This is a genomic window from Streptomyces sp. NPDC041200, assembly GCF_055591805.1.
The window spans coordinates 1-23,593 of the sequence record NZ_JBVIZF010000049.1; the positions used below are offsets into that span (position 1 = coordinate 1).

General features: G+C 73.8%; 8 protein-coding genes and 1 pseudogene. 3 read left to right on the plus strand and 6 right to left on the minus strand.

The genetic code is table 11. The features are described 5' to 3' along the window. Window positions 1–2,907, plus strand: a 2,907-nt coding sequence (locus tag ACZ6CL_RS39435) for a type I polyketide synthase (protein WP_468945536.1), incomplete at its 5' end; no start/stop codon positions are given. Between the two features lie 41 nt (window positions 2,908–2,948). Further along, window positions 2,949–6,029, plus strand: a pseudogene (locus ACZ6CL_RS39440) (type I polyketide synthase); the annotation flags it as partial. A 67-nt stretch (window positions 6,030–6,096) separates the two neighbouring features. On the opposite strand, the gene thiO reads toward ACZ6CL_RS39440, so the two are convergent. The 5 genes from thiO to ACZ6CL_RS39465 form a co-directional block, all read right to left on the minus strand. Then, window positions 6,097–7,194, minus strand: coding sequence for a glycine oxidase ThiO (thiO, locus tag ACZ6CL_RS39445; RefSeq protein ID WP_468945539.1), 1,098 nt, complete (start codon window positions 7,192–7,194; stop codon window positions 6,097–6,099). After that, a complete protein-coding gene (locus ACZ6CL_RS39450; protein ID WP_468945541.1) occupies window positions 7,191–9,296 on the minus strand; it encodes a type I polyketide synthase in 2,106 nt (701 codons plus the stop codon). Before ACZ6CL_RS39450 ends, thiO begins: the two co-directional genes overlap by 4 nt. A gap of 28 nt (window positions 9,297–9,324) precedes the next feature. Further along, entirely contained in the window at window positions 9,325–9,888 is a 564-nt protein-coding gene (locus ACZ6CL_RS39455; protein ID WP_468945543.1) for an FcoT family thioesterase, read from the minus strand. Next, a complete protein-coding gene (locus tag ACZ6CL_RS39460; RefSeq protein ID WP_468945562.1) occupies window positions 9,885–20,462 on the minus strand; it encodes an SDR family NAD(P)-dependent oxidoreductase in 10,578 nt (3,525 codons plus the stop codon). The genes ACZ6CL_RS39455 and ACZ6CL_RS39460 overlap by 4 nt, the downstream gene beginning before the upstream one ends. A gap of 91 nt (window positions 20,463–20,553) precedes the next feature. Then, window positions 20,554–22,155: an AMP-binding protein gene (locus ACZ6CL_RS39465; protein WP_468945545.1), complete on the minus strand. Its 1,602-nt coding sequence runs from the start codon at window positions 22,153–22,155 to the stop codon at window positions 20,554–20,556. 222 nt (window positions 22,156–22,377) lie between these two features. Between ACZ6CL_RS39465 and ACZ6CL_RS39470 the strand changes: the two genes are divergently transcribed. Then, window positions 22,378–23,319, plus strand: a complete 942-nt coding sequence (locus tag ACZ6CL_RS39470; protein WP_468945547.1) for an ACP S-malonyltransferase — start codon at window positions 22,378–22,380, stop codon at window positions 23,317–23,319. A gap of 16 nt (window positions 23,320–23,335) precedes the next feature. Here ACZ6CL_RS39470 and ACZ6CL_RS39475 read toward each other — a convergent pair whose 3' ends face one another. Continuing rightward, the gene (locus ACZ6CL_RS39475; RefSeq protein WP_468945550.1) at window positions 23,336–23,572 is read right to left on the minus strand and encodes an acyl carrier protein; all 237 of its coding nucleotides are present in this window, start codon (window positions 23,570–23,572) and stop codon (window positions 23,336–23,338) included. Window positions 23,573–23,593: the final 21 nt, after the last annotated feature.

Below are 23,593 nucleotides of genomic sequence, written 5' to 3' on the forward strand. Positions count from 1 at the left end.
GGCATCACCATCGACTGGACTCCCCTGCTCGGCGACACCTCCGTTCCCACCGCCCTCCCCACCTACCCCTTCCAGCGCCAGCGCTACTGGCTGGAGACGTCGAAGCCCGGCGCCCACGCCCCGAACACCTCCACCCACCCCCTCCTCACCGCGGCGATCACCCTCCCCGACGGCGAAGGCGCCGTGTTCACCGGCGAGGTGTCGCTGAAGGCGCAGCCGTGGCTGAACGACCACATCGTCCACGGAACGGTGGTGCTGCCGGGGGTCGCCTTCGTGGATCTGCTGCTGCACGCGGCCGGGTATGTCGGATGCGACCAGATCGAAGAGCTGACGCACCACGCCTTCCTGGCCGTGCCGGAGCGGGGTGCCCGGCAGCTGCGGCTCACCGTGGGTGCCGCGGACGAGGCCGGGCGGCGGTCGTTCGCCCTGTTCTCGTCGGAGAGCGAGGCCGCCGAGGAGACGGCCGAGTGGACCCGCCACGCCAGTGGCTTCCTCGCCGATTCCGCGCCGGAGCCCGCGTTCGACCTCACGGCATGGCCCCCCACGGAGGGAGAGCCGGTCGACATCGAGGAGTTCTACCGCGGGTTCATCGGGCGCGGATACGAATACGGGCCGCTGTTCCGTGGCTTCCGGGCGGGATGGCGGGTCGGTGACACCCTCTACGCGGAGATCGCGCTCCCGGACGGCACGGACCCGGAGGCGTACGGCGTCCACCCCGCCCTCCTGGACTCGGCGCTGCATCCGCTGATGCTGTTCTGGTACGAGTCGGATCGCGTACGGCTGCCCTTCTCCTGGAGCGGTGCGGTCTTGCACGCCGTGGGCCCGTCCCGGTTGCGGGTGCGGTTGTCGCGTACGGAGCGGGATGTGATGGCGCTGGCGGTGGCCGACGCGACCGGCGCGCCCGTGCTCAGCATCGGCGGGCTGGCCATGCGCGAGGTGGCGCCGGACCAGCTCGCCGCCGCCCGGGCCCGGCAGAGCGACGCTCTGTACGAGCCGGGCTGGCTCCCCGTACCGGCGCCCGCGTCGCAGAGCAGCGGCCCGTGGGCGGTGGTCGGCGTGGCGGAAGTGGCCGCCGCGCTCCGTGCCGCCGGGATCGAAGCGGTGCATCACGCCACGCTCGGCGGGATGAGGGCGGAGGGCGCCAAGCCACCGCAGATCGTGGTGGCGGGGCCCGGCCGCTCCGAGGGCGGCGATGTGGCGGCGGACGCGCACACCAGCGCCGCCGAACTCCTCACCTTGGTACAGGACTTCGTCTCCGACGACACCCTCGCCGACGCGCGGCTTGTGGTGCTGACCCGGGGGGCGGTGGCCGCGGAGGACGGTGAGCGGGTACCGGATCCGGCGGCGGCCACGGTGTGGGGGCTGATGCGCACGGCGGACGCGGAGTATCCCGGCCGGTTCGTGCTCGTCGACCTGGACGAGTCGGACGCCTCGTACCGCGCCCTCCCGGCGGCGCTCGCCACGGGAGAGCCGCAGGTGGCCATCCGCGGCGGTGAGCTGCGCGTACCCCGGCTGGTGCGTGCGACGCTGCCCGCGGCGGAGACACCAGCGTCGGACGGCGCCGGGCTCGACCCCGAGGGGACCGTGCTCATCACCGGCGGCACCGGCACCCTCGGCGGTGTGCTGGCCCGGCACCTCGTGGAGCGGCACGGCGTACGGCATCTGCTCCTGGTCAGCCGGCGCGGGCCCGCTGCGGACGGCGCGACCGAGCTGGCCGCCGAGCTGAAGACACGGGGTGCCGACGCTTCCGTCGTCGCCTGCGACACCGCGGACGCCGAGGCGGTGGCCGGGCTGCTGCGGTCGATTCCCGGCGCGCATCCGCTGACCGGGGTGTTCCACACGGCCGGGGTTCTGGACGACGCGGCCATCGCGTCGCTGACCCCGGAGCGGCTGTCGGCGGTGCTGCGGCCCAAGGTCGACGCCGCCTCCCACCTGCACCGGCTGACGGAGCACCTGGACCTGGCCGCGTTCGTCCTGTTCTCCTCGGCGGCCGGGGCGATCGGTAACGCGGGGCAGGCCAACTACGCGGCGGCGAACACCTTCCTGGACGGGCTCGCCTGCCACCGCCGGGGGCGGGGCTTGCCGGGCCTCTCGCTGGCGTGGGGCCTGTGGGCGCAGACCAGCGAACTGACCTCGGGTCTGGACACGGTCGGGCGGGCGCGGCTGGGACGTGGTGGCATCGGCGCGATGCCCACGGCGCAGGCGCTCGGCCTGCTCGACTTGGCGCTGGGCTCGACCCAGGCGGTCCTGGTGCCCGCGAAGCTGGACCTCGCGCGGCTGGGCGGTGGCGACGCCCCGGTCCCGGTGGTCCTGCAGGGGCTGGTCCGTTCCCGGGCCCGGCGGGTCGCGGCCACCGGCGGTGTGACGGACTCGGACACGCTGCGGCAGCGGCTGGCCCCGCATGACGAGGCCGCGCAGCTGGACATCCTCCTCACCTACATCCGCGGGCAGGTCGCCGCGGTCCTCGGCCACGGTTCGCCGGATGCCATCGACGCCGACAGCGGATTCCTGGAGATGGGGCTCGACTCGCTCACCACCGTCGAGTTCCGCAACAGCCTCAACCACGCCACCGGGCTGCGGCTGCCGCCCACCACCCTGTTCGACTACCCCACGCCGGTTCAGCTGGCCGCCATGCTCCGCGCCGAACTGGCACCCCAGCGGGCCCCCGACGAGGTTCCGCAGCCGCTGGTGGCCGAGTTGGACCGGTGGGAGAGCAGTCTGCGGACCGCCGTCCCCGGCGTCCGGACGGCCGTCGCCGCGCGCATGCGGGCGCTGCTGCTGACGCTGGACGGTCCGGCCCCGGAGGACGGTGGGGCGGCGCTGCCGGAGGCGGAGGACGTGAAGATCGAATCCGCGACGGACGACGAGATCTTCGACTTCATCGACAACGAGCTGGGGCTCTCATGACCATGAACGAGGACAAGCTGCGCGATTACCTGAAGCGGGTGACCGCCGACCTCCACCGGACCCGTCAGCGGCTGGCCGATGCGGAGTCGCGGAGCCGTGAGCCGATCGCGGTCGTGGGCATGGCCTGCCGGTTCCCCGGCGGCGCCACCACGCCCGAGGGGCTGTGGGAGCTGGTGTCCGAGGGGCGGGACGCGGTGGGGCCCTTCCCGGACAACCGGGGCTGGGATCTGGACGGCCTGTACGACCCCGACCCCAACACCACCGGGAAGACCTACGCCCGCGAGGGCGGCTTCCTCTACGACGCCGACCGCTTCGACCCCGAGTTCTTCGGCATCAGCCCCCGCGAGGCCCTCGCCCTCGACCCCCAGCAGCGGCTGCTCCTCGAAACCAGCTGGGAGTGCGTGGAGAGCGCGGGGCTGTCCCCGGGCGAGCTGCGCGGCAGCCGTACGGGGGTGTTCAGCGGGGTGTCCGGCCACGAGTACGCCTCGCTCATCCACCGGGGCCCGGAGGACGTGGAGGGGCATCTGCTGACCGGTACCACCCTCAGCGTGGCGTCCGGGCGGATCGCGTACACGCTCGGTCTGGAGGGGCCCGCGGTCACCGTGGACACCGCGTGCTCGTCCTCGCTGGTCGCCCTCCACATGGCCTGCCAGGCGCTGCGGAACGACGAGGCCACCATGGTGCTGGCCGGTGGCGCCGCCGTGATGCCGACGCCGGGGATGTTCGTGGAGTTCAGCCGCCAGCGCGGGCTTGCGGCGGATGGCCGGTGCAAGTCGTTCGCGGCCGCCGCCGACGGCACCACCTGGGCCGAGGGCGCGGGCACGATCCTGCTGGAGCGGCTCTCGGACGCCCAGGCCAACGGCCACCCCATCCTGGCCGTCATCCGTGGCTCTGCGGTCAACCAGGACGGCAGGAGCAGCCAGCTGAGCGCGCCCAATGGCCCCGCCCAGCAGCGGGTCATCCACGCCGCCCTCGCGAGCGCCGGGCTCAGCCCGGACCAGGTGGACGCCGTCGAGGGCCATGGCACCGGCACCACCCTGGGCGACCCCATCGAGGCACAGGCCCTGCTCGCCACCTACGGCCAGAACCGCGACGAACCCCTGTGGCTGGGCTCCTTCAAATCCAACATCGGCCACGCCCAGGCGGCCGCGGGCATCGGTGGCGTCATCAAGATGATCCAGGCCATGCGCCACGGCACCCTGCCCAAGACGCTCCACGTCGACGAGCCCAGCCCGCACATCGACTGGACCACCGGCAACGTCCAGCTCCTCACCGAGCCCCGCCCCTGGCCCGAGAGCGACCACCCCCGCCGTGCGGCCGTCTCCTCCTTCGGGATCAGCGGCACCAACGCCCACCTCATCCTCGAACAAGCCCCCGCCACGCCCATTCCGGAGCCTCCCACCCACACCGCCACCGTCCCCTGGCTCCTCTCCGCCAAGACCGAACAAGCCCTGCGCGACCAGGCCCAACGCCTCCTCGACCACACCACCCAGCACCCCGCCCTCCACCCCACCGACATCGCCCACACCCTCGCCACCACCCGTACCACCTTCGACCACCACGCCGCCGTCGTCGGTGCCACCCGTGACGAACTCCTCGCCCAGCTCCACACCCTCGCCCAGGACCCCGGCCCGGCCACGCTCCCCACCCGGCCCCGCACCAAGAAGGTGGCGTTCCTCTTCACCGGCCAGGGCGCCCAGCACCCGGGCATGGGCCGACAGCTCTACGACACGTACGCCACGTTCCGCGCCGCGTTCGACGAGGTCTGCGCCACGCTCGACCACCACCTCGCCGCCGAACGCCCCCTCAAAGACATCGTCTTCGCCGACGACCCCACGCTCCTGAACCAGACCCGCTCCACCCAACCCGCCCTGTTCGCGCTCCAGACCGCCCTCACCCGGCTCCTCGCCGAGGACTTCGGCATCACCCCCAGCCACCTCATCGGCCACTCCATCGGTGAGATCGCCGCCGCCCACACCGCCGGAGTCCTCACCCTCGACGACGCCTGCCGCCTGGTCGCGGCCCGTGGCACCCTGATGCAGGCCCTGCCTCCCGGCGGCGCCATGATCGCCGTCGAGGCGACCGAGGACGAGGTCACCCCGCATCTCACCGCACGCGTCGGCATCGCGGCCGTCAACGGGCCCCGCTCGGTCGTCGTCTCCGGCGACGAAAGCGACGTCACCGCCATCGCCGAGGAGTTCTCCGGCCAGGGACGGCGCACCCGCCGCCTCACCGTCAGCCACGCCTTCCACTCCCCCCATATGGACCCCGTCCTCGACGACTTCCGCCGGGTCGCCGAAACCCTCCGCTACGCCGCGCCCCGCACTCCCCTGATCTCCACCGTCACCGGCCGCCCCGCAGGCTCCGAGGTCACCGGCGCCACCTACTGGACCGAGCACATCCGCGGCACCACCCGTTTCCACGACGGCCTCACCGCGCTCCACGACGAGGGCGTCACCACCTTCCTGGAGATCGGCCCCGACGCCGTCCTCACCGCGCTCACCCGCGAGGCGCTGCCCGAGGCCGCCGCCGTACCGCTGCTGCGCCCCCGCCACCACGAGCCGACCAGCCTGGTCAGCGGCCTGGCCCGGGCGCACGCGTCCGGCGTGGCCGTCGGCTGGAAAGGCTTCCTCGAAAAGCACGGCGGCCGGAGCGTCCCCCTTCCCACCTACGCCTTCCAGCGCCGCCGCTACTGGCTCGGCGCCCCCGATCCGACCGGTTCGCCCGCGGGCCTGGGCCTGGAGCCCGCCGCACATCCGCTGCTCGCCACGGCCACCGAACTCCCGGACGGCAGCCGCCTGTTCACGGGCCGGGTGACGCTGGCCGACCACGCGTGGCTCGGCGATCACATCGTCATGGGGACCGTCATCCTGCCCGGCACGGCCTTCGTCGAGCTGGCGTTCCACGCCGCCCACGCGGTGGGCACCGACGAGGTCGCGGAACTCGTCCTGAACGCGCCCGTCACCTTCGGCTCCCAGGGCGCCGCGCTGCTCCAGGTCATCGTCGGCCCCGACGATCCGGCCACGGGCCGCACCCTCACCATCAGGTCCCGCTCCGAGGGGGACCACTCCTGGACCGAGAACGCCACCGGCCACCTGAGCGCCCCCGTACCGGTCCCCTGACCGCCCCGCGTACGCGCCGAAAGGGCCGGACACCGATCACGGTGTCCGGCCCTCTTCCGTGTTCTGATCAGGCCGCGTCCGTCAGCCGCAGCGGGGTGAACGGCACCGCCGACGCGGGCGGGGTGGTGTCGGTGAGGTAGGCGGCCATGGCCTCGGCGGTGACGGGGGCGAGCTGGACGCCCATGCGGAAGTGGCCGGTGGCCAGGTGGACGTCGGGGACGGCGGTCGGGCCGATGAGGGGGAGCGCGTCGGGCGAGGCGGGGCGGAGGCCCGCGCTGATCTCGGCGAAGCGCAGGGCGCCGACGCCGGGGATGACCTCGGCGGCGCGGCTCAGCAGGTCGCGGGTTCCGTCGGCGGTGACGGTCTCGTCGTAGCCGCGCTCCTCGTAGGTGGCGCCGACGACGAGTTCGCCGTCCAGCCGGGGCACCAGGTAGAGGGACGAGCCCTTGGAGAGGGCGCGGGACGTCACGCCCAGCAGCGGCGGATCGGAGTGCAGACGGAGGATCTGGCCCTTGACCGGGCGGATCTCCGGGATGGCGGCCTCGGGGAGGCCACCGATGTGGTGGGTCCAGCACCCGGCGGCCAGGACGACGCGGTCGAAGGGCACCGTGTCGCCGTTGTCGAGGGTGACGGTGTGGTGCGCGACCCGGATGGCGCGGCGGCGGATGATGGTGCCGCCGAGGGCTTCGATGGCGGTGAGCAGCGCCGCGTTGAGGGTGCGCGGGTCGATGGCGCCGTCGTCGGGTCCCAGCAGGCCGCCCAGGGTGGGGGCGAAGGCGGGCTGGAGCTTGGCGCACTCTTCGGGTGTGAGGCGTTCGCTGCGGATGCCGAGCGACTCCCGGAAGGACTGCTGGAAGTCGAGCTTGCGGAGGGCGTCCTCGTCGAAGGCGGCGTCCAGGACGCCGTCGCGCCGGAAACCGGTGGGGGCGAACTCCGCCAGCTCGGCGGCGAAGGACGGGTAGAGGTCGCGGGAGTCCAGGCACAGGCGCAGCAGGTCGTTCACGCCGTCGATTTGCTCGCTGCTCGGCGGGAGCATGCCCGCCGACGCGTGGGATGCCTTGGTGGCGGGGGCCGGGTCGATCACGGTGACGGTGACGCCGTGGCGCAGGGCCCGCCAGGCGGTGGCGAGGCCGATGACGCCTCCGCCGACGACAACGGTGTTCATGATGCGCTCTCCTGGACGAGTCGCCGCAGATGGGTGGCGAGGTCTGCGGGGGTCGGATGGTCGAAGGTGAGGGTCGCGGGGAGCCGCAGTCCGGTCGCGGCGGACAGGTGGCGGCTGAGTTCGAGGTTGCCGATGGAGTCCAGGCCGATGGTGTGGAACTCCCGGTCGGGGTCGATGTCGTCGAGGCTGTCGTAGCCGAGGACGGTGGCGGCCGCCATACGGACGAACTCCAGGGCTGCCTGGTCGTGTTCGGCCTCGGGCAGGCTCATGAGGCGGGCCCGCAGGGTGTCGGTCGCGGTGGGCCGGGGCGTGGCGGCGGGCGCCAGGTCGGCGAGGACCGGCGGAATGTTTCCGGCGAGGGATCCGGTGAGGGCCGACTCGTTCAGCCGCACCGGCGCGAGCACGGCCTCGTCCCCGGCGAGGGCGGCGTCGAAGAGGGTCAGGCCCTGGTCGTGGCCGAGCGGGGCGAAGCCGGAGCGCTTGATGCGGGTGAGGTCGGCGGCGGACAGTTCGGAGCCCATGCCGTCCTCGCTCTCCCACAGGCCCCAGGCGAGAGAGGTGCCGCGCAGCCCGAGGGTGCGGCGGTGGTGGGCGAGGGCGTCGAGGACGGCGTTGGCGGCGGCGTAGTTGGCCTGCCCCGCGTTGCCGGTGAGCCCGGCGACGGAGGAGAACACCACGAACGCGCAGTCCGGGTCGCGGATCAGCTCGTGCAGATGGAGCGCGGCGTCGGCCTTGGGGCGCAGCACCGCGTCGAGCCTGCGCGGGGTCAGGGTGTCGACCGTGGCGTCGGACAGCACACCCGCGGTGTGGATGACGGCGGAGGGCGCCGGGATGTCCGCCAGGGCGCGTTCCAGTGCCAGGCGGTCGGCGGCGTCGCAGGCGATGACGTCGACGCGGGCGCCGAGCGCGGTGAGTCCGGCGGTCAGGTCGTCGGCGCCGGGGGTGTCCGGGCCTCGGCGGCTGAGCAGCACGAGGTGACGGACGGAGTGGCGGGTGACCAGGTGGCGGGCGACCAGACGGCCCAGCGCACCGGTGCCGCCGGTGATGACGACGGTCCCGGTGAGGCTCGTACGGCCCGGTGGTGGCGGGCAGCGGACGAGGCGCGGCCGGAACAGGGCGCCGTGGCGCACGGCGAGTTGCGGTTCGCCGGAGGCCACGGCGGCGAGGAGGGCGCGGCCCGAGTCCTCGGGGTCGTCGACGTCGACGAGGACGAACCGGCCGGGGTGTTCCGACTGGGCGCTGCGCAGCAGGCCCCACACGGCCGCGCCCGGCAGGTCGGACAGGTCTTCCTGGGGGCGGGTCGCGAGGGCGCCGCTGCTGACCAGGACGAGGCGGGCGCCGGAAAGGCGGGGGTCGGCCGACCACTCCTGGACGAGCATCAGGGCGCGCTGGGCGGCCGAGCGCACCGGTGAGTCCTGGTCCGTGCAGGACACCACGACCACGTCGGGTACGGGGGCGCCGTCGCGGAGCGCGGAGTCGAGGGCGGCCAGCGAGGGGTAGGAGTCGAACGAGCGGCGGATGGACTTCAGGGCGCCGGTGACGCCGATGTGGTCGGTGCCGAGGAACGCCCAGCGCCGCTGGTCGGCGGCGGCCGATGGCTGCTCGACGGCCTTCCACGCGACGCGCAGCAGCTGGGTGCGCTGCGTCGCGGCGTCGAGCTGGTCGGCGGTGACGGGACGTCGGACGAGGGTCTTCACCGTGACGACCGGTTCGCCCTCGTCGCCGGTGAGAGCCAGGGACACGCCGCCCTCGCCGGGCCGGGCGTGGACACCGAGCCGCCGCGCGCCCGCCTTGTGGAGGCGCACGCCGCGCAGCGCGAAGGGCAGGAAGGTGCTGTCGTCGCGGTCGAGGTCCGGTACCAGGGCGGCCTGCAACGCGGCGTCGAAGAGCGCCGGGTGCAGGTGGTAGTCGCCCTCGCCGCCGGACGTGGCGTCGTCGAGCCGGGCTTCGGCGTGGACCTCCGCGCCGTCCGTCCACACGGCGCGCAGGCCGCGGAAGGCGGGCCCGTACGGGAGGCCGCGGTCGGCGAGACGGCGGTAGATGTGTGCGATGTCGACCTGCCGGGCTTCCTGGGGAAGCTCTGGCCGTTCCGGGTTGTTCATGGTGGCTTCCTCCGCGGGGCCGGGCGGGTCAGTTTTCGGGCGGGTTGGTGATGGCGGCGGCGATCTCGCCATGGCTCTCGCCGCCCTGCTCGTCCCAGTAGCGGCAGCGGGTCCGCAGCATCACCAGGGCGTCGCGCAGATCGTTGGCGTCCCATTCGGCGATGTCGGCGATCTCGATCTCGCCGCGGAAGTGGCGGCCGCTCATGGCGGTGCGGAAGGTGCTCCGGAAGTCGGTGATGAACACGTCCGCGAGCTGCCGGGTCCAGAACTGCTCCAAGGTCCACCCGGAGAAGGGCGCGACGAGCGATTCCTTCACCGACTTGGCCATCAGGTAGTAGGCCATCTGGTTGAAGCAGATGTTGAACTCGACCGAGTTGAAGTGCCCGGTGTCGTCGATGTAGCAGGACTCGGGGATCAGGAAGGTGCAGGCGGCGCCGAGCCGTCCGCCGTCGAGGGGGTCGCCCTCCACCGTGACCGTGGCCGAGGTGAGGTATTCACACCGCTTGGCCCGGTAGGGGGTGAGCACGCGGTGCAGCAGTTCCTCGTCGGTGGGGTAGACGCGCTGGTCGGTGTCGTCGAGCAACCGGGTCATGTCGGGTCTCCTGATCGTCGCGCGGTGCGGAGGAGTTCGGCCAGGCTCATGTTCTGGATCGCCGCGGTGCGGTCCTCGGCATCCGGTCCCGATTCCGCCTCCGGTGTGGTTTCCGGGTCGCTGAAGCCCAGTTCGTCCAGCAGGTGGCGAGTGAGGACGAGCGCGGTCGGGTGGTCGAAGACGAGCGTCGCGGGCAGGCGTTCCCCGACGGCCTCGCCGAGCGCGTTGCGGAACCGCACGGCGGCGAGGGAGTCGAAGCCCATGTCGCGGAACGACCGCTCGGCGTCGACCTCGTCGGCGTCGGCGAAGCCGAGGGTGGCGGCTGCCTGGGTGCGGACGACGTCCAGCAGTGCCTGTTCCCGGCGGGCGGGCGTCAGACGGGCCAGCCGGTCGCGCAGGTTCTCGGCGGGTTCGGTGGCGGTGGCGGCGGGGTCGACGGCGCGGCGGGCCGGGCCGCGTACCAGGTCGCGCATCAGATACGGCACGTCGGAGCGGCGCTGCCCGGTCAGGTCGAGCCGTACGGGCGCCAGGAACGCCCGGTCGAGCGCCCCGGCGGCGTCCAGCAGCGCCATGCCCTCGTCGGAGGCGATGGGCAGGACGCCATCGCGCCGCATAACGGCCAGGTCGGCGGCATCCAGCGCGCCGGTCATGCCGCTGGAGGCCTCCCACAGTCCCCAGGCCAGCGACTGTGCGGGCAGGCCATGGGCGCGCCGGTGGGCGGCGAGGCCGTCGAGGAAGGCGTTGGCGGCCGCGTAGTTGCCCTGTCCGGCGCCACCGGTCACGCCCGCGGCGGACGAGAACAGTACGAACGCCGACAGGTCGTGGCCCGCGGTGAGTTCATGGAGGTTCAGTGCCGCGTCGACCTTGGGGCGCATCACCGTGGCCATCTTCTCCGTTGTCAGCGAGGAGAGGATCCCGTCGTCGAGGACGCCCGCGGTGTGCACGACTCCGGCGAGGGTACGGCCCGCCAGCACGGCGGCGAGCGCGTCGCGGTCGGCGGCGTCGCAGGCGGCCACCTCGACGCGGGCGCCGAGCGCGGTGAGGTCGGCGGCCAGGCCGTCGGCGCCGGGTGCGCCGGGGCCTCTGCGGCTGGTGAGCAGCAGGTCGGTGACGCCGTGGGCGGTGACCAGGTGGCGGGCGACCAGAGCGCCCAGGGTGCCGGTGCCGCCGGTGATCAGCACGGTGCCGGGCCGGTCACCGAAGACGGTGGCGGGGGCGGGGGTCCGGTCCGCTGTGACACGGGTCAGGCGCGGCCGGTGGAGGGCGCCGGAGCGCATCGCGAGCTGCGCTTCGCCGGTGGCCACCGCCACGCCGAGGTCGGCCTCGGAAGGGTCGGTGGCGGCCCCGGATTCGGCGGGGTCGAGGTCGAGGAGGACGACGCGCCCCGGGTTCTCCGTCTGGGCGCTGCGGACCAGCCCCCAGACCGCGGCCCCGGCCAGATCGGTGACGTCCTCGCTGTCGACGGACACGGCGCCCCGGGTCACGACCACCAGCGTGGCGTCGTCGTCCCGGTCGTCCTCCAGCCAGGGCTGGAGGGCGCCCAGCGCCGCCGTGGTCGCGGCGTGGACGGCCTCGGCCGTCGTACCGCCCGCGCAGCGGTGTACGACGGTCCGCGCAGGGGCGGACTCGCTCAACACCGCGGGTGCCCAGACGAGTTCGTACAGCGCGTCGTGAGAGGTGTCCGCGGGGTGGCCCGTGGCCATCGGGCGCAGGACGAGCGAGGTGACGGACGCGACGGGGCGGCCCGCGGTGTCGGTGAGGCTCAGCGCCACCTCGTCCTCGCCCAGCCGGGTCATCCGCAGCCGGAGCACGGCGGCTCCCGAGGCGTGCAGGTCGATCCGGGTCCAGGCGAACGGGAGGGTGACCCGCCCGTCGTCGGTGGCGAGCAGCGCGGTGGCGTGCAGGGCCGCGTCGAGCGCGGCCGGGTGCAGCCCGTAGCGCGGGGCCTCGGTGGCGGCCTGCTCGGGCAGTGCGATGTCCGCGTACACCTCGTCGCCGGACCGCCAGGCGGCGCGCATCCCCCGGAAGACGGGACCGTAGACGGGTCCATGGCCCGGTCCATCGGCCGGTCCATCGGCGGAGGGCGGCTCGTAGAAGCCGGTGAGGTCGACCGGTTCAGCGCCCGGCGGTGGCCAGGGCGCGGGATCGGGCGCGGGTTCCGGTGCGGCGTCGGCGAGGGTGCCCTGCGCGTGGCGGGTCCAGACGGCGTCGGCGGGGGCGTCGTCGGGCCGCGAGTGGATCGCCACCGTGCGCAAGTCGGCGCCGACGACGACCTGGATCGCCACGCCACCGCGCGCCGGGAGGACGAGGGGCGTCTCGATCGTCAGCTCATCCACGCGTCCCCGGCCCACCTCGTCACCGGCCCGGATGGCCAGTTCCACGAAGCCGGAGCCGGGGAACAGGACGGTGCCGCCGACGGCGTGGTCCGCCAGCCACGGCTGGGCGGAGAGCGCCAGCCGTCCGGTGAGCAGCACTCCCCCGGCCCCGGCGACGGGCACCGCCGCGCCCAGCAGCGGGTGGCCCGCGGGCAGCTGGCCGATGCCCCGCGCGTCACCGGTGTGTTCGGGCGCGGGCAGCCAGTACCGCTTGCGCTGGAACGGGTAGGTGGGCAGGTCGACGCGGCGGGCGCCGGATCCGGCGAACGCGGTTTCCCAGTCGACGGTGGCGCCCCGTACGTACGCCTCGGCCAGCGAGGTGAGGAATGCGCGCGGGCCACCGGCGTTACGGCGCAGGGTGCCGACGAGCGTGGCGGCCACTGAGGCCGATTCGGCGGTCTCACCGAGCCCGGCCAGCAGGCCCGGGTGCGGGCTGGCCTCGACGAAGATCTCGAAGCCGTCGGCCAGCAGCGCCCGCGTCGTCTCCTCGAACCGGACGGTCTGCCGCAGGTTGGTGTACCAGTACGCGGCGTCAAGACCCTCGGTGTCCAACTGCCCCGATGTCACGGTGGAGTAGAATGGGATGGCCGAGGTGCGCGGGGTCAGGCCGGTCAGCTCGGTGAGCAGCCGGTCGCGGATCTCCTCCACGAACACCGAGTGGGAGGCGTAGTCCACGCGGATGCGGCGGGTCTGGACGCCTTCCCCGTCCAGCCGGTCCCGCAGCTCGTCCAGGGCCTGCGGCTCGCCGCACACCACGACCGAGGCGGGGCCGTTGATGACGGCGAGCTGGAGGCGGCCGTCCCAGTCGGCCAGGTGTCCGGCCGTACGGTCGGCGGACAGGGCCACCGACATCATGCCGCCCCGGCCCGCCAGGTCCTGGCGGATGATCCGGCTGCGCAGGGCCACGACGCGCGCACCGTCCTCCAGCGACAGCGCACCGGCCACGCAGGCGGCGGCGATCTCGCCCTGCGAGTGGCCGACGACAGCGGCCGGTTCGACCCCGGCGGCGCGCCACGCCTCGGCCAGCGACACCATCAGCGCCCACAGCGCGGGCTGGACGACGTCGACGTCCTCCAGGAGCGGTGCGCCGGGCGCGCCGTGCAGGACGTCGAGCAGGTCCCAGTCGACGTATGGCTCCAGGGCCTTGGCGCATTCGCCGAGGCGGGTCGCGAAGGCCGGGGAGTGTTCCAGCAGGTCCACGCCCATGCCGGGCCACTGCGAACCCTGCCCGGGGAAGACGAACACGGCGCGCGGGTCGCCGCGCCGCACGCCCTGGACGACGCTGGCGGGTGATGTCTTTCCGGCCGCGACCGCGTCGAGCCCGGCGAGGAGCCCGTCGTGGTCGCCGTCCACGATCACGGCCCGGTGTTCCAGGGCGGCGCGGCCACGGGCGAGCGAGGCGGCCACGTCCAGGGGGTCGGTGTCCGGTTGGTCGCGCAGACGGGTGGCGATCCGGGCGGCCTGGGCACGCAGCGCCTCGGCGGACGCCGCCGACACGGTCAGCGGCACGACCGGGGGCCGCTCGCCGCGCGTTTCACCCGCGCTGGGTGGCGGCGCCTCCTCCAGGACCACATGGGCGTTGGTGCCGCTGACGCCGAACGAGGACACCGCGGCACGCCGTGGGCGGCCGCTGACCTGCCACTCCCTGGCCTCGGTGAGCAGTTCGACGGCGCCCTCGGCCCAGTCGATGTGCGGGGAGGGAGTATCGGCGTGGAGGGTGCGGGGCAGCACACCGTGCCGCATCGCCATCACCATCTTGATGACGCCCGCGACTCCGGCGGCGGCCTGGGTGTGCCCCAGGTTGGACTTGACCGACCCGAGCCACAGCGGTGCGCCGCCCGCGCCGCGCTCCTGCCCGTACGTGGCCATCAGCGCCTGCGCCTCGATCGGGTCGCCGAGGGTGGTGCCGGTGCCATGGCCCTCGACCGCGTCGATATCGGCGGGGGTCAGCCCCGCGGCGGCCACCGCCTGCCGGATCACCCGCGCTTGGGCGGGGCCGTTGGGCGCGGAGAGTCCGTTGGACGCGCCGTCCTGGTTGACCGCCGAGCCGCGGATCACGGCGAGCACCGGGTGTCCGGCGTGGCGGGCGTCCGACAGGCGTTCCAGCAGCAGCAGTCCCGCGCCCTCGCCCCAGCCGGTGCCGTCGGCGGACGCCCCGTACGCCTTGCAGCGGCCGTCGGCGGCGAGTCCGCGCTGCAGGCTCATCCCGATGAACGTCTCGGGCGTGGCCATCACGGTGACGCCACCGGCCAGCGCGAGCGTGCACTCGCCCTGCCGCAGCGCCTGCATCGCCCAGTGCATCGCCACCAGGGACGAGGAGCAGGCGGTGTCGATGGTGACGGCCGGGCCCTGGAGTCCGAGGGTGTAGGCAATGCGGCCGGAGGCGACGCTGCCGAGGCCACCGCCCGCGGTGAAGCCCGCGAGGTCTTCGGGAACGGATCCCGACGGCGGCGCCCAGTCGTGGTACATGACCCCGGCGAACACACCGGTGGGGCTGCCCTTCAAGGAGAGCGGGTCGATGCCGCCGCGCTCCAGGGTCTCCCACGCGGTTTCCAGCAGCAGGCGGTGCTGGGGGTCCATCGCCTGGGCTTCCTTCGGGCTGATGCCGAAGAAGGCGGGGTCGAACTCGGCGGCGTCGTAGAGGAATCCGCCTTCGCGGGTGGAGGTGGTGCCGTGTCTGCCGGGTTCGGGGTGGTAGATCTCCTCGGTGTTCCAGCCCCGGTCCTCGGGGAAGGCGGCGATCGCGTCGGTGCCGTCGGCGACCAGCCGCCACAGGTCCTCGGGCGAGGTGACGCCGCCGGGGTAGCGGCAGGCCATCGCCACGATCGCGATGGGCTCGTCCGCCGAGGCCCGCACGGTGGTCCGCGCCGGGGCGGCGGCGGGTGCGGCGCCGCTCACCTTGTCGAGTACGTGGTCGGCGAGGGCGCCCGGCGTCGGGTGGTCGAAGATCAGGGTGGAGGTGAGCCGGAGCCCGGTGGCCTCGCCGAGCGCGTTGCGCAGCTCGACGGCGGCCAGGGAGTCGAAGCCCAGCTCGGTGAAGGCGCGGCGGGGGTCGATGGCGGTGCCGCTGTCGTGGCCGAGGACGACGGCGATCTGCGCGCGCACCAGGTCGAGGACGATCCGGGCCCGTTCGGCGGCGGGTTTCCCGGCCAGCCGGTCGGCCAGCGCGCCACCGGGGCCGCCCGCGGCCGTGGCGGCGGCGGTGCGCCGGGCGGGGGTACGGACCAGGCCGCGCAGCATCGGCGGGATGCCGTCGGGGCGGGCCCGCAGCGCGGGCACGTCGACGCGCAGCGGCACCAGGGCCGGGGCGCCCGAGGTGAGGGCCTGGTCGAGGAGGGCGAGGTTCTCGGCGGAGCCGAGCGCGGGCAGCCCGGACCGCGCGGCGCGGCGCAGGGTCACCTCGTCCAGGCGGGCCCCCATGCCCGCGTCGCCCGCCCACAGGTTCCACGCCAGGGACGTGGCCGGGAGGCCGTGGGCGGCGCGGTGTTCGGCCAGCGCGTCGAGGAAGGCGTTGGCGGCGGCGTAATTGCCCTGACCCGCGGACTCCAGGGTTCCGGCCGCGGAGGAGAACAGCACGAACGCGGCCAGCGGGCGGCCCCGGGTCAGCTCGTGCAGATGCCAGGCGCCGTCCGCCTTGCCGTGAAAGACGGTACGGACCTGCTCGGGCGTGAGCGATCCGGCCAGCCCGTCGTCGATGACTCCGGCGCCGTGGACGACGGCCGTCAGCGGATGCTCGTCGGGGATCGTCTCCAGCAGCGCGGCCAGGGCGGCGCGGTCGGCGACATCGCACGCGGCCACGGTGACATGGGCGCCCAACGCCTGTAGCTCGGCGGCGAGTTCGGTGGCTCCCGGGCCGTCCGGGCCGCGCCGCCCGGTGAGCAGCAGGTGCTTCACCCCGTACCGGCGGACGAGGTGGCGGGCGACCAGGCCGCCCAGCCCTCCGGTGCCACCGGTGATCAGGACCGTGCCGTCCAGGTCCCAGGCGACGGGGCACGGGGTGTCCGGCAGCGGCGTACGCGCCAGACGGGGTACGAACAACGCTCCCTCGCGCAGCGAGAGTTGAGTCTCGCCGGTGGCCAGGGCGGCGCGTATCCCGGATTCGGGCACCTCGCGGTCGGTGCCGACGAGGACGAACCGGCCGGGGTTCTCAGCCTGCGCGGAACGCACCAGCGCCCACAGGGGCGCCAGCGTCAGGTCGCCCTTCACCTCACGGGTGACGATCGCCAGCCGGGTGTCGTCCCGCAGCGCGCTCTCGATGAGCCGCAGGCCGTACAGCGTGGCCTCGCGCGCCGCCTCGGCGGGGGCGCCGGGGAAGGTGGCGGGCACATACGCCAGCTGGAAATCCCCGGAAGCTGTGGTATCCGGCTCCGGCGGGGCCTGGATCTCGGTCCATTCGACGCGCAGCAGCGCCCCGTCCCGCGCCCCGGACAGCACCCCGTTCAGCGGCACCGGCCGCTGGACCAGCGACCGTACGGTGGCCACCGGCGCCCCGGTGGTGTCGGCCAGCTCGACCGCGACCTCGTCCGCGGCCGTCCGGCGCAGATGGACGCGTACGGCGGTGGCGCCGGCGGCGTGCAGTTCGTAGCCGAGCCAGGCGAACGGGAGCCGCACCTGGCCGTCGCCCTCCGGCCCTTCGGCGGCGTGCAGGCTGGCGTCCAGCAGCGCCGGATGCAGCCCGAACCGGTCGGCGCCCGCCTCGTCGAGGGCGACCTCGGCGAACACCTCGTCCCCGCGGCGCCACGCGGCGCGCACGCCCTGGAACGCGGGCCCGTAGCCGTACCCCTGCGCGGCCTGGCGCTCGTAGAGGCCGTCGACGTCGATCGGCTCGGCACCGTCCGGTGGCCACTGGGCGAACACAGCCCCGTCGGCCGCCGCTCCCTCGCCGTGTTCGGCCAGCACCCCGCTGGCGTGCCGGGTCCAGCTCTCCTCGCTGCGCGCGGGGCGCGAGTAGATCTCGGCGGTACGGCGGCCCGCCGCGTCCGGCGCGCCGACGACGACCTGGACCTCCGTCGCGGCGTCCCCAGTCAGCGACAGCGGCGTCTCCAGGGTGAGTTCCTCCACCACACCGCAGCCCGCCTCGTCCCCGGCCCGCACGGCCAGCTCGACCAGGGCGGTGCCGGGGACGAGGACGACGCCCGCGATGACGTGGTCGGCCAGCCAGGGCTGCGACCGGGTGGACAGCAGGCCCGTCAGGACCAGCCCGTCGGCGCCCGCGAGGCTGACGGCGGTGTCCAGCAGCGGATGCCCGATGGTGTCCGGGCCGCTCCCGGCGTCCAGCCAGTACCGCTTGCGCCGGAACGCGTAGGTGGGCAGCGCGGTCCGGCGGGCGCCGCGGCCCGCGAAGAAGCGGTCCCAGTCGACGGCGGCGCCATGGGCGTGCGCCACGCCGAGCGCGGTGACGGCCTGGCGCTCCTCCTCGTGTCCGTCGCGCAGCAGCGCGGCGAACGCGGTGTCCGGGCCGTCGTCGGCGAGGCAGTCGCGTCCCATAGCGGACAGGACGGCGTCGGGGCCCAGCTCCAGGTAGGTGGTGACGCCGTGGGCTTCCAGCAGCCGCATGCCCTCGGCGAACCGCACCGGCTCGCGTACGTGGCGCACCCAGTAGTCGGCGTCGAACGCGGTACCGACCTCGCCGGTCAGGGCGGACACCAGGGGGATGCGCGGCGCCTCGTACGTCAGGGTCTCGGCGACCCGGCGGAAGTCGTCCAGCATGGGGTCCATCAGCTGTGAGTGGAACGCGTGCGAGACGCGCAGCCGCCGCGTCTTGCGGCCCTGCTCGGCGAAGCGGGCGGCGACGGCCAGGACGGCGTCGGCCTCCCCGGACAGCACGACCGCGGAGGGGCCGTTGACGGCGGCGAGGCCGACCCGTTCGGTCAGATACGGGACGACCTCGGCCTCTTCGGCCTGGACGGCCACCATCGCGCCGCCGCCGGGAAGTTCGTGCATCAGCGTGCCGCGCGCCCCGACCAGCAGCGCCGCGTCGGCCAGGGACATCACCCCGGCGGCGTGCGCGGCGGCGATCTCGCCGATGGAGTGTCCGGCGACGAGGCCGGGGGTGACGCCCCACGACTCCAGCAGCCGGAACAGGGCGGTCTCGACGGCGAAGAGGGCGGCCTGCGCGTACCGGGTCTGGTGGAGGAGTTCGGCCGGCGGCGAGCCGGGCTCGGCGAACAGCACCTCGCCCAGGGGTTCGTCGAGGTGGAGGTCGAGGTGGTCGGCGGCCTCCTGGAGCGCCTGCGCGAACGTCGGGAAGGCACGTACGAGTTGGCGGCCCATACCGGGGCGCTGGCTGCCCTGGCCGGTGAAGAGGAACGCGGTCCGGCCCGTCGCCCGCGTCGTACCGGTGTGCAGTCCGGGCGCGGTGGCGCCCTCCGCGAGGGCGGTCAGGGCGCGGCGCAGATGGTCACGGTCGGTGGCGACGACCGTGGCGCGGTGGCGCAGTGCGGCGCGCGTGGTGGCGGCCGAGTACGCGATGTCCAGCGGCGGCGCCCCGTCCACGACGGTCAGGAGCCGGGCGGCCTGGGCGCGCAGGGCGTCGTCCCCCTGGGCGGACAGGACGACGGGGACGGGGCGATCGGCCTCGGGGGGCTCGGTGTCCTCGGCCCCGGCGCTTTCGGCCGGTGGCTCTTCGATGATGACGTGGGCGTTGGTGCCACTCGCGCCGAACGAGGAGATCCCGGCCCGGCGCGGCGTGTCCGTGCCCTCCCACGGGACGGGCTCGGTGAGGAGCCGTACGGTGCCCGCCGACCAGTCGACGTGCGGGGTCGGCGCGTCTACGTGCAGGGTGCGGGGCAGCGTACGGTTCCGCATCGCCTGGACCATCTTGATGACCCCGGCGGCCCCGGCCGCCGCGCCGGTGTGCCCGATGTTGGACTTCACCGACCCCAGCCACAGGGGGTGGTCGGGTGAGCGTCCGCGTCCGTAGGCGGCGACCAGGGCCTGGCCCTCGATGGGGTCGCCGAGCGTGGTGCCGGTGCCGTGTGCCTCGACCGCGTCGACCTCGTCGGGGACGAGGCCCGCGTCGGCGAGTGCCTGGCGGATGACGCGCTGCTGGGCGAGGCCGTTGGGCGCGGCGAGGCCGTTGCTGGCACCGTCCTGGTTGATGGCGGTGCCGCGGATCACGGCCAGCACCGGGTGGCCGTCGCGCAGCGCGTCCGTGAGGCGGGCCAGGACGAACACACCGGCGCCTTCGGCGAAGGAGGTGCCGTCGGCCGCCTCGGCGAACGCCTTGATGCGTCCGTCCTGGGCCAGGCCGCGCTGGCGGCTGAACGTGGTGAACGTTCCGGGGCTGGAGATGACGGTGACACCGCCCGCCAGCGCCAGCCCGCACTCGCCGCGCTGGAGGGACCGTACGGCCAGGTGGAGGGCGGTGAGCGAGCCGGAACACGCGGTGTCGACGGTGAGGGTGGGCCCTTCGAGGCCGAGCGTGTAGGCGACGCGGCCGGACACCACGCTGGGCAGGCTGCCGCCCAGGACGTAGCCGTCGAGGCCGTCCGGGGCCTCGTGGGTGCGGGGCCCGTACTCGTGCGGCTCCACGCCGATGAACACGCCCGACGGGGTGCCGCGCAGCCGGCCCGGGTCGATGCCCGCGCGCTCCAGCGCCTCCCAGGACGTCTCCAGCAGCAGCCGCTGCTGGGGGTCCATGGCCAGCGCCTCTTTGGGGTTGATCTGGAAGAAGTCGGCGTCGAAGTCTGCGGCGTCCGGCAGGAATCCGCCGCGCCGCACATAGCTGGTGCCGGTGGCGGACGGATCGGGGTCGTAGAGGCGGTCGAGGTCCCAGCCCCGGTCGGCGGGGAAGTCGGTGAGCACATGGGTGCCGTCGGCCAGGATGCGCCACAGGTCCTCGGGCGAGGCCACCCCGCCGGGGAAGCGGCAGCCGATGCCGACGATGGCGATCGGCTCGTCGGACATGGCGGGGGTAGCGGACACCGCGGGCTCGTGGTGGCCGTCCGGCCCGGTGGCAGCGCCGTGCACCACGGCCACCAGGTGGCGGGCCAGGGCGGCCGGGGTGGGGTGGTCGAAGCCGATGGTGACGGGCAGTTCGACCCCCAGTTCGGCGGTGAGCCGCCGGTGCAGCTGGACCAGGCCGAGCGAGTCCAGGCCCTCCGCCAGGAACGGGCGGTCGGCCGCCACGTCGGTGGGCCCGTCCCCGTAGGCGTCGGGGTCGGCGGCCCGCAGCACGGCGGCGGCCTGCGCCAGCACCAGTTCCAGCATCGCGGCCTGTGACTGCTCGGTCATGTGCATACTCCGCAACGAAGAAGAGGCATGGAGGCGATCAGGGCGGTCAACGTGGTCAGGACGACGCCGCGAGGGCCGTCAGGGCGGCGCGGTCGACCTTGCCGTTGACGGTCAGCGGGAACTCGTCCACCACGTGCAGACCCTGCGGGATCATGTAGCCGGGCAGCGCGGCGCGGCAGAAGGCGATGATGTCCTTGGTGTCCGGCGCGGGGCCCTCGGGGGCGCGGGTGACGAACGCGTGCAGCACCGGGTCGTCGTCCGTACGCGGCAGCAGCATCGCGACGGCACCGGTGATGCCGGTGAACTCGCCGATACGGCGCTCCACCTCGCCCAGTTCGACGCGGTTGCCACGGATCTGCACCTGGGAGTCGGCGCGGCCGTGGAAGTACAGCTCGCCGTCCGGTCCCCTGGTGGCCAGGTCGCCGGTCTTGAACACCAGCTGCCCCGACCTGGGGTCGAGCGGGTCGGGGACGACGACGGCGCGGGTGGCCTCCGGATCGTTCCAGTAGCCGGAGAACAGCGACGGGGTCCGCAGATAGATCTCGCCGAGCACTCCGGGCTCGTCCACGGGACGGCCATCGGGCCCGATGAGCATCATCTCCGCGCCCGCCACCGCGTAGCCGATCGACAGGCGTTCGGTGCCGGGCGGCAGCGGGTTCGGCACTTCGGTGATGGACGCGGCCATCGTCTCGGTGGCGCCGTAGCCGTTGGTGAAGCGCACCTTGGGCAACAGCTCTTGGAGGGCGCGCAGTTCGTCCAGGGGGAAGTCCTCCCCGGAGAACGCGATGCGCCGTAGCCGACCGTGTTCGCCCAGCTCGGCGAGGAGTCCGGGCTCGTGGCGCAGCACTGGGCGCCACGCCGAGGGGACGGCGTCGACCTGTGTCGTTCCGGTGTCGCGGAGGAACGACAGGAAGCGGCGGGGCCAGCCCAGCCGGTCGCGTGGTACGGGCACCAGCGCGGCGCCGTGGCTGAGGGCGAACCCGATGTCGAAGAGCGCGAAGTCGAACTGCAGCGGCGCGGTGCCCGCCACCCGGTCCTCGGCCGAGATCAGCTCGGCGGCCTCCGCACCGCGCAGGAAAGCGATGACCCCGCGGTGGCTCATGACCACGCCCTTGGGCCGTCCCGTGGTGCCCGAGGTGAAGGTGATGTACGCGGTGTCGACGGGGGTGACCGCGCGACGGCGGCGGACACGTGGCGCGGGCGGCCGCTCCACGGTGAGACCGTCCGCGCCGAACCGGGCCGTGCCGACCGCTGCGGGGATGCCCGTGCGCTGTCCGCGCGCGGACTGCAGGTACAGCGCGGGCTCGGCACTGTCGATGATCGTCAGCAGCCGTTCGTCCGGTGTCTCGGGGCTCACCGGGGTGAACGGCAGCCCCAGGGTGGCGCAGGCGAGGAGCGTGGCCACGGCATCGGCGTCGGTGTCGGACTCCAGGATGACGCGGTCGCCGACGTCGAGGCCGAGCGCGTCGAGCGCCTCGGCGCAGGCGTCGGTACGCCGCTCCAGCTCGCCGTAGGTGACCGTCTCCAGACCGCCGTCCGGCGCCGCCTGGATCACGGCGGGCCGGTCGGGGGCCCTCCGGGCGGCGGCCAGCAGATAGGTCCGCAGGTTGTCCACCGATGCGTGCGCCCGGGCGGGACGCGCTCCATTCGGGCTCATGCGCCACCCTTCCGATTCGGGCCTTCCCAGTAAATGCCAGGCTGTTTCTAACAGGGCCCTTTTACGGCCCACAAGAACTCTCGCCCACCCGCCGGTGAACTAGGGGGCGTTAGGGGTTATGCCGGTACCGGGGGCCAACAAGACTGGCCGGAAACAATAGATCGAACTTTTGGGCTTTCAGAATGCACACGCGACGAGCGTGACAAAAGGGAGAGCGAGAATATGTCGGCGATTGTCTTTCCTGGAATCGGCCCGACGCGGTTCGCCGACTCGGCGCGGTTCCTGGCGGTGCATCCGGTGGCGCGACGGCTGGTCGCCGAGGCGGACCGGGCCCTGGGCTATTCGCTGATCGACCGGTACCGGGAGGCCGAGGCCCGCGGCGACCAGGGCGCGTTCCCCGAGCCGGCCCGGGTCGCGTTCCTGGTCTCCTGCCTGGCGCTGGCCGAATGGGCGGTCACCGAGCACGACGTGGCGCCTGTCGCGTGCGCCGGCGCCAGCTTCGGCGGCACGGCGGCGGCCGTGTTCGCCGGAGCGCTGCCGTTCGCCGAGGCCGTGGCGATGACCGCCGAGCAGGGCCGCCTGGTGGACGCGTACTTCGCGCGCGAGCACGGCGACCTCGTCGCCCAGTCGTTCGCCCGCGTCCCGTCGGACCAGCTGGCCGAGATCCGGGCCGAGCTGGACGCGCGCGGCGAGTGGAACGAGGTGGCCTGCCACGTCGACCACGACTTCCACATGCTGTCGGTGCGCGAGGAGATGGTGGACTGGCTGCAGCGACGGCTGCGGGCGGTGGGCGGCCTGCCGCTGTACGTCATGCGGCCGCCGATGCACTCGGCCGTCTTCGGCGCGCTGCGAGCGGAGATCGAGGCGGAGGTCGCCGTGAACGTCCCGTTCCGCGACCCCGGGATCCCGGTCGTCTCCGACCACGACGGGTCGCTGGTGCGGACGGGCGAGGGGGTACGGACGCTGCTGCTGGACGCGGTGACCCGGACGGTGCGCTGGCCGTCCGTCGTCGACACCCTCAAGGGGCTGGGCGTCAAGCGGGTGCGTGTCACCGGGCAGGACGGGCTGTGGGGCCGGGTGGACGTCATGACCAAGGCGTTCGAGGTGGTGGCGGTGCGGCCGGAGACGGCCATGCGACCGCGCCGGCGCAGCGCGATCGCATGAGCTGGAGGGCATCGCGTCAGCGCATGGTCTCCACGGTCTTCCACAGCGTGGCGGGGGTGGCGAAGTTGTCGTCGTTGAGCGCGTCGTCGACGAAGCGGACGCCGTACATGTCCTCCAGCGAGGACAGCAGCGCGACCATTCCCATGGAATCGAGGCCGAAGTCACGCAGGCTCAGGTCTGCGGTGAGTTCATCTCCCGTTTCCAGCAAAGGAAGGTGTTTACGGAGCAGTTGCCCGAAAGACTCGTCCCACATGCGCGCTCCCCTGTTTTTCCT

Excerpts from the sequence above, each read along its gene's own strand:
- ACZ6CL_RS39470 (WP_468945547.1), top strand. The coding sequence starts at position 22,378 with ATGTCGGCGATTGTCTTTCCTGGAATCGGCCCGACGCGGTTCGCCGAC.
- ACZ6CL_RS39475 (WP_468945550.1), bottom strand. The coding sequence starts at position 23,572 with ATGTGGGACGAGTCTTTCGGGCAACTGCTCCGTAAACACCTTCCTTTG.
- thiO (WP_468945539.1), bottom strand. The coding sequence starts at position 7,194 with ATGAACACCGTTGTCGTCGGCGGAGGCGTCATCGGCCTCGCCACCGCC.
- ACZ6CL_RS39465 (WP_468945545.1), bottom strand. The coding sequence starts at position 22,155 with ATGAGCCCGAATGGAGCGCGTCCCGCCCGGGCGCACGCATCGGTGGAC.
- ACZ6CL_RS39455 (WP_468945543.1), bottom strand. The coding sequence starts at position 9,888 with ATGACCCGGTTGCTCGACGACACCGACCAGCGCGTCTACCCCACCGAC.
- ACZ6CL_RS39450 (WP_468945541.1), bottom strand. The coding sequence starts at position 9,296 with ATGAACAACCCGGAACGGCCAGAGCTTCCCCAGGAAGCCCGGCAGGTC.